At 38.8% G+C, this 7,409-nt stretch carries 7 protein-coding genes; 3 read left to right on the top strand and 4 right to left on the bottom strand.

Going from position 1 to position 7,409, the window contains the following annotated elements; all coding sequences use genetic code 11:
- Nucleotides 1–326 precede the first annotated feature (326 nt).
- From IOC57_RS12985 to IOC57_RS25900, 4 genes are all read right to left on the bottom strand, one after another.
- The gene (locus tag IOC57_RS12985) at nucleotides 327–1,763 is read right to left on the bottom strand and encodes an amino acid permease (RefSeq protein ID WP_207439120.1); all 1,437 of its coding nucleotides are present in this window, start codon (nucleotides 1,761–1,763) and stop codon (nucleotides 327–329) included.
- A 370-nt stretch (nucleotides 1,764–2,133) separates the two neighbouring features.
- Nucleotides 2,134–3,087 carry an arginase gene (rocF, locus tag IOC57_RS12980; protein ID WP_207439119.1) on the bottom strand — a complete coding sequence of 318 codons (954 nt, stop codon included), beginning with the start codon at nucleotides 3,085–3,087 and terminating at the stop codon, nucleotides 2,134–2,136.
- Between the two features lie 582 nt (nucleotides 3,088–3,669).
- The gene (locus tag IOC57_RS12975) at nucleotides 3,670–4,161 is read right to left on the bottom strand and encodes a hypothetical protein (protein WP_286184818.1); all 492 of its coding nucleotides are present in this window, start codon (nucleotides 4,159–4,161) and stop codon (nucleotides 3,670–3,672) included.
- Nucleotides 4,158–4,325 carry a hypothetical protein gene (locus IOC57_RS25900; protein WP_286184817.1) on the bottom strand — a complete coding sequence of 56 codons (168 nt, stop codon included), beginning with the start codon at nucleotides 4,323–4,325 and terminating at the stop codon, nucleotides 4,158–4,160. Before IOC57_RS25900 ends, IOC57_RS12975 begins: the two co-directional genes overlap by 4 nt.
- A 194-nt stretch (nucleotides 4,326–4,519) precedes the next feature.
- Between IOC57_RS25900 and IOC57_RS25895 the strand changes: the two genes are divergently transcribed.
- From IOC57_RS25895 to IOC57_RS12965, 3 genes are all read left to right on the top strand, one after another.
- Complete coding sequence (locus tag IOC57_RS25895) at nucleotides 4,520–4,648, top strand: hypothetical protein (protein ID WP_286184816.1); 129 nt, start codon at nucleotides 4,520–4,522, stop codon at nucleotides 4,646–4,648.
- A gap of 1 nt (nucleotide 4,649) precedes the next feature.
- Nucleotides 4,650–5,414, top strand: a complete 765-nt coding sequence (locus tag IOC57_RS12970) for a hypothetical protein (RefSeq protein WP_207439118.1) — start codon at nucleotides 4,650–4,652, stop codon at nucleotides 5,412–5,414.
- A gap of 318 nt (nucleotides 5,415–5,732) precedes the next feature.
- Nucleotides 5,733–7,352 (top strand): amidohydrolase, encoded by a 1,620-nt coding sequence (locus IOC57_RS12965; protein ID WP_207439117.1) that lies wholly within the window; start codon nucleotides 5,733–5,735, stop codon nucleotides 7,350–7,352.
- Nucleotides 7,353–7,409 lie beyond the last annotated feature (57 nt).

The raw sequence follows: 7,409 nt of genomic DNA, 5'->3' as shown, positions 1-7,409 counted from the left end.
AATCATCGATTAAGATGATTTTTTTGTTTGGATTCTTGTTTTTATTGCCTAAAGGGAGCTAGAAATTTAACTTCCTATTATATGCGTATTATCCTAGACAGGAGATAATCTTTCTTTGATTCAGAAAGTGTATAGGTAGGGGAACTAAAAAAGCTGGAAGGGAACTGAGGGAATTTATAAAGCGGTAGTTATGCAGGAACTGGTGATTAAATAAAAGAAAAACCCTGGGTGTGGAAAACATTCAGGGTTTTTCTTCTTTGAAAAGTAATCTTTATGAATTGTAAAGAACGCTTTTCATCACTTAATCTACTCCGCAGCGTTCAGGATCAAATGACCATATTTTTACCGGCATTTAATTGAACTTCCTGCTTGGGAGTTTCTATGGTCTTGTTTTTCTTCACTCTAAAGTGATAAACCGCATAACATCCAAGGAAGAATGCCCCCCCGCAATAAAGGGCCATTCGCTGCTCAGCAACAAACGCTAAACTGATCATGACGATGCAGTTTGTTATCAATGCAAGGATGGGGATGAATGGGTATAGCGGAACTTTGAATTTCAGATTTTCTATCTTTCCACCTTGACGGGTATAGGATCTTCTAAAAGCAAGAAGACTAGCCGATATGGCAATCCAGCCAATTTGTGCACCTAATCCTGCAAGGGAGAGAAGAAAGACAAATATTGTTTTTGCAGCTACTACACTTGAAAGTAAAGACAAACCGGCAATTGCAAGGGTGATAAGTAAGGCATTAAGCGGAATCCCTCTCTTATTCACCAAACCGAGCTTTGGACTTGCCATTCCTTCCCTTGAGAGCGAGTAGAGCATACGAGTCGCCGCATAAAGACCGGAGTTCGCGACTGACAATAGTGCTGTAAGAATGATGAAGTTCATGATGTCAGCTGCATACGGCACTCCGATACTATCCAGTACAACAACGAATGGACTTTCTGAGATACCGGCTTTTTCCCTTGGAATCATCGCCGATAGTACAGTGACAGAAAGAACAAAGAAGAAAAGGGTTCTCCAAACGGTTTGTTTGATGGACTTTGGTATGACCTTTTCCGGGTTTTCACTCTCTCCAGCGGCAATTCCGATTAATTCTGTGCCCTGGAAGGAAAAATTCACTGTAATCATAGTGATTAGCAGGGCCGATATCCCATTGGGAAAAAGTCCCTCAGCGAAAAAGTTGGAGAAAAACGGAGCTTCTTGTCCACCTTTCATATCAATCATACCAAACATGGCAGCACCGCCAACGATGATGAACAGAATGATGGCCAATACTTTAATGCTAGAAAAAACAAACTCCGATTCGCCAAATGCCTTTGCTGATAAGGCGTTTAATGAAAATATGAGTAAGGCAAAGATTGCACACCACATCCAAACGGGTGATTCTGGAAACCATCTTTGCATAAGCTGTCCTGCTGCCAAAAACTCCAAGGCAACCGTAACGGCCCAGCCTAACCAGTAAAGCCATCCTATGGCAAAGCCGGTTCCAGGACCGATGAATTTAGTCGCATATGTTTGAAACGAACCGGAAACAGGCATGGCAACCGATAGCTCCCCGAGACAAAGCATCGTTAAATACATGATAAAACCGCCGACTATGTATGAGAGGATAGCCCCGAAGGCCCCAGCTTCATGAATGGTGTAGCCTGAACCAATGAAAAAGCCAGTACCAATACAACCCCCTATTGAAATCATAAATAAATGTCTTGCTTTCATGCTCCGTTTTAATTCATTTGGTTGATTTTCTATTGTCTTCATTGAAAAACTCCTTTACCTGGTGGGTGCAAACGGTTTCATTTATATCTGGACGTTATTAGGGAATTTGTGTATTTTACTCACAAATGCAAAAGATTTGATTTGAATCTTAGATGTTGTTGAATTCCCTAGAGTAAGAGATTATTTCTGCATTTATATATAGAGGTTCCAAAGCAGAATAATTTCAGGTAGCGCCGCTTATAAAGAAAAGGAAGCAAAGCGTCAGGAAACTAGGGATGAATGGATTCATGTGGACCATCCTTCAATGGGTAACAAGCACCCTGTTGAAGTAGGGGCTATTTCCACTGGTCCATCTATTTAACGAAATCTCTCATAATTTCTTACCATACTAGTTAGCTAAAAAAATGTTCGACTATTTAACATCAACCAGTAAATCAGTAGAGTTAAATTGGTCTTCCGCTCCATAAAGTAATTTTTCACCAAGCAATGAGCCCATTAATGCGACAGCAACTTCGGCAGTTTTATTATGCTCATCCAATATTGGGTTTATCTCTACAAACTCAGCAGATGTAATGATATTAGCTTCGGCTAGCATTTCCATGGCAAGATGGCTTTCGCGGTAACTAATTCCTCCCATTACAGGTGTTCCAACCCCAGGTGCGTCATCTGGATCAAGACCATCAAGATCAAGGGATAAATGTACAAGATCCGTACGTTCTTTCAGATAAGCAATTGATTCTTCCATCACTTTTGTCATACCTAATCTATCAATCTCATGCATTGTAAATACTTTAATTCCTTTTTCCCTGATTAACTCTTTTTCCCCTTGGTCTAAGGAACGGGCACCAATAATGACAATATTCTCTGGTTTGACTTTTGGAGAATAACCGCCAATGTTAATCAATGCAGGGTGGCCAAGGCCCAAACTAACAGCTAAGGACATACCATGAATATTACCAGATGGAGAAGTTTCTGCTGTGTTCAAATCGCCATGTGCATCATACCAAATTACCCCTAAGTTCTTAACATGCTTCGCTAAACCGGCCAATGTACCGATAGCGATACTGTGATCTCCGCCCAGTACTAATGGAAAACGATTTGATTGGATGACTTCCTCCACTTTTTGGCTCAATTTTTCATTGCCTTCTGCAACATCCTGTAGATTCTTTAAATTTGTATCTAAATCGCTTTGTGCCCTCTCTTGTATTTCTACTTTAATATCCCCTTCATCACGAACGGTGTATCCTATGCTTTCAAGTCTTTCACTCAATCCTGCATATCTAATGGCGCTAGGACCCATATCGACTCCTCTTCTAGTTTGACCAAGATCCATTGGAACCCCAATGATTGAAATTTCCTTCTTCATGTATAATTCTCCCCTTTCAATTTTTCTTCCCTAGTATAAGGGTAAAAGTATAGATGACTCAACTCGACATTTTTTTGAATATTTATACGATTGGGAAAAGGGTAAAAGTCTTGGGTTAATATTCCTATTTTTAATTTTATGAAAATATCGAAAGTTTTACGGATAGGGTATATCGTATGGTTGAAAAGGACGTTGAATACAATGAAATCCCCCACTCGCATTGAATTTGAAAATTCAATGCGAGTGGGGGATTCTTTCGTTTAACGTTTAATGTTCACGGTATTAAAGATTTAATGAATATATTTTACTAGGTACATTTATTCGTAAAATGTGGCGATAACTCAGATGGATGGATTGATAATTTTCATAATGAATAATAAGGAAGACTAAAAATAGATGATTTTACACTTCATTTCACTTTGGTAGCATAATATATTTTCTCGAAATAAATATTATATGAAATATAGGGAAAATGGCCTGCAGTCAAAGGGTTGAAAATATTCAGTATTTATCGAACCGCTGGTCTAGCAAAAATTGATAACAATTTTTGCTATGTATCTTATTTAAAAAAATCTAAACCCTTTAAAAAGATTTGCTCCATTCCTCCTCTTCTAAAGGCACACCATTGGTACTAATATAGTCTACAATCATATTTCCATGTTTAATAACTCCATCTTCTTTTAGGGCATTGATAATTTCGGTAAAGCGGTCTTCATCTGCTTTCTGTTTCTTACGTGATAGGGTAATCCGTATGGTTGGGGAAACTTCGTAATCTTTATAACTGCCTGGTTTATTAGGATCAATCCTCAATTCTTTACCGAGCCCCTCATCAAAGACCAAGAGTAATTGATTATAATCGCCTATTTCTTCTTGCATTTCATCCAAATCTTCACTCTCTGCGATAACTTCCATTTCCATGGAAATCAGTACGTCACCCAGTTCATTTTCAACATGAGGCCTGATTTCTTTTTCAGCATCATCTTGCCATTTATCAGATAGGAATGTATCCTCCATTTCCCCTGTTTCATCATTAAAGAAAACTAGAAATGGTGTACCATACTTTTCATATTTCACTTTAGCTGCGTAATCAATATAGCCCAGTTTCCCATATTATCGTATAGGACATCATAAATTTCGGTTCCTTCATCAAAAGTTTTCTCTAAATATCGTTCAGCTTGATCCAAGACCTTCTTTTCTTCATCAGGATCTGCTTTCATACTCTGAGTGAATGAAAACACAAGGATCACCCTCCTGTTATCTCTGCTACTTCTCAATAATTCCTATATTATCTAACATTTTCATTATTCATATTACTAAGGGAATTGAACTGGTCTTTTCCCGGTGCGAACTCTCTAAATGACCTGCCCTCCAAAATATCAGGAAACTTTGTTACAATTAATAAATGGATAGTACCCTAAAGGGAGAGATTGACTTGGAAACCTATCAAAGAAAAATGAATCATAATCGGGATGAATACAGAATGTTGCGGTGGAACCAGCATCGTAAACAAGTTACAGGGTTATTCGATGCGGTTATGACGAAAAAAAGCGTTCGTAGATAAAATGGCTATCGTTGGTGCAGGCAATTGCGATGATTTGGATATAGAGTATCTGGCAACTAAATGCAATTCCATATATTTATTTGATATTGATTTGGAAAGTATGAAAAAGGGTACGGCGAATTTGCCTGACCAGACCCGGGAAAAAATTCAACTTGTTGAAATCGATATAACAGGCCTCGATAAAGAGGATTTTGATCACCACCTATCTTCCATGCTGAATCGTGGTGAAACGGCAAAGGGAATTATTCAATATTTAAAAGATACCGAGAATCGTTTAAGTGAGCTTTCTGAAAGTGTATTTGTTAATTATTATAATGATTTTGATATCGTGGCAACTTCAGCCATTTATACCCAACTATTTTATAATTGGGCCACGGAACTGCTTTCTGATCATACAAACCACTATCAGAAAGAGGAGGCAGAAGAGATGAAGAATGGAATATTAAATTTAAGGGATGAGATCGTACGTACAGCGAATCACTCTATATTTAATTGTACCAAGCAAAATGGATTCTGTATTACATGGACTGATATCTTAAAAATCGAACCTGAGTATATGGATACCATTAATGAAGGGATGAATGCCATCTTTGCATTGGCCTCTAACGTGGGATATGGAGCAGCATTGATAGGGGTAAAAACGTTTATTGAAAAAGTGGATAAAAGCGAATTAACCCTTCGATACTGGACTTGGGATTTTAATGCAAACAAACAGTATTTGACCATTGGCATTATCGGAAGATCTGAATGGACTGCAAAAAAATGAAAAGACGGGATAGGTAAGCATATCAGCAGCTATACCTATCCCTTTTTTTATTGTCTATAGTCCCCTTGGGATTATTGATAATTTCTTTTGGCGTGTTAAAAAGGGAACTGGAACAGCAAATCCAAGGAAATAAGACATTATTATATAAAAGGTATAAAAAAACGATGAAATTTTTGACTATTTGTCTAGTGATTTCACAAACGGGTGCGGATATAATGAATCTGTTGAAAACGGAATATTCCGATAAGTGAAGATGAGAGAAAGCAAAGGGAGAGGACGTAGTAATGAGGGTGAAACAATAAGGAAGGGGTGTGTTGTTTGAAAGCTGATATCGTGTTCATAAACGGCGAGGTCATAACCGTAAATCAAAAAAATGAAGTCGCTGAAGCCCTGGCCATTAAAGGTAATCGTATCTCGGCAGTCGGAACGAATCAGGAAATCAAGGGATTTATCGGAGAAGAAACAAATGTGATCGATTTGCAGGGAAAGTCATTACTTCCTGGGTTTATAGATTCGCATATTCATCTTATATTGTACGGCGTCAATCAATTGGCAGTAAGTTGTAAAGCTGAACATATCAAATCTGTAGAAGATTTGTTAATCGATCTGAAGAAGAAAGCTTCAACTGTCCCTAAAGGTGAGTGGATCCGAGCCTGGGGCTTTAATGAGACCGCTGTTAAAGAAAAACGTTATCCAACAAAAGCGGAATTGGATGCCATTTCAACAGACCATCCCATTATCGTTACCCGAACATGCAGCCATATAAGCGTGGTGAATAGCAGGGCGTTAGCGATTGGACGAATTGATGAAAACTCAGAGAATCCAACTGGAGGGATCATTGAAAAGGATAGGGCGGGGAGGATTACAGGCAAGCTCATTGAAACAGCAAATATGATAATGGCAGACAGAGCAAGTTACTCAGAAAGTGAACTGTGGAAAGCAGTGAAAATAGCGTCGGAGCATTTCATCGCAGCAGGCATAACAAGTATTCATGAAGCTGGTGCACATGGTCCTGAAAGTTTTCGTTTAATGCAGCAGGCCATAAAAAATAAGGATATTCGTGTCCGTATCTATGCGATGGTCGGTTCATTGAATAACTCTCATGAATTTGTGAATAAAATGGTGGATTCGGGAGTCATAACCGGAACGGGGGACGAAAGATTCAAAATTGGACCAGCTAAATTGTTTACGGATGGCAGCAGTACCGGTCCGACAATAGCTACCCGTGAGCCTTATTCCAGTGATCCTGGTTATTCAGGCATTCTCTATTATAAAGAAGAGGAGATCTATCAAGTATTAGGTCAGGCACATAAAAAAGGCTATCAGATCACAGTCCATGCACAAGGTGACAAAGCTATAGAGATGTATTTAAATTGCGTGGAAAAGGCTTTGAATGAATGGCCAAGGAAAGATCATAGACATAGAATTGAGCATGCTGGAATATCTTCGCCAGATTTACAAATGAGGATGAAAGAACTTGGAATCATCCCTATCCCCAACCCTCCATTTCCTTATGAATTCGGTGATATATATATAGATCATTACGGCAGTAGGGTCAACCACATGTACGCTGCCCGTGATTTTATTGATAATGGCATCTTGGCCGCAGGTGGATCAGATGCTCCCGTTACTGATCACGACCCTTTATTAGGCATACACGTTGCTGTTAATAGAACAAGCAGGTCTGGTACGAAAATTGGTACGGTTCAATCGATTAGCGTATTGGAAGCCATTAAACTATACACATGGAACGGCGCGTTTGCAAGTTTCGATGAAGATGTCAAAGGCAGCCTGGAGGCAGGAAAGCTGGCCGATCTAGTAGTATTGAATGATAGTATATTGAAAGTGGATTCCCAAAATATCAAGGATTTGAAAGTTGAATCAACGATACTGAATGGGGAGATTATTTATCATAGGGAAACATTGGTAGAAATATAATCTAGCGTAATTAGTCTAAAACAACAAGACATTCACTTTCATTTTTGGCTTAAGCGA

The organism is Bacillus sp. SD075, from assembly GCF_017355165.1.
In the GTDB taxonomy this organism is placed as follows: domain Bacteria; phylum Bacillota; class Bacilli; order Bacillales; family DSM-1321; genus Peribacillus.
This window is presented reverse-complemented; position numbering and strand designations above follow the sequence as displayed.

Coding starts and splice junctions, on each gene's coding strand:
- IOC57_RS12985 (WP_207439120.1), bottom strand. CDS start 1,763: ATGAAGACAATAGAAAATCAACCAAATGAATTAAAACGGAGCATGAAA.
- rocF (WP_207439119.1), bottom strand. CDS start 3,087: ATGAAGAAGGAAATTTCAATCATTGGGGTTCCAATGGATCTTGGTCAA.
- IOC57_RS12970 (WP_207439118.1), top strand. CDS start 4,650: ATGGCTATCGTTGGTGCAGGCAATTGCGATGATTTGGATATAGAGTAT.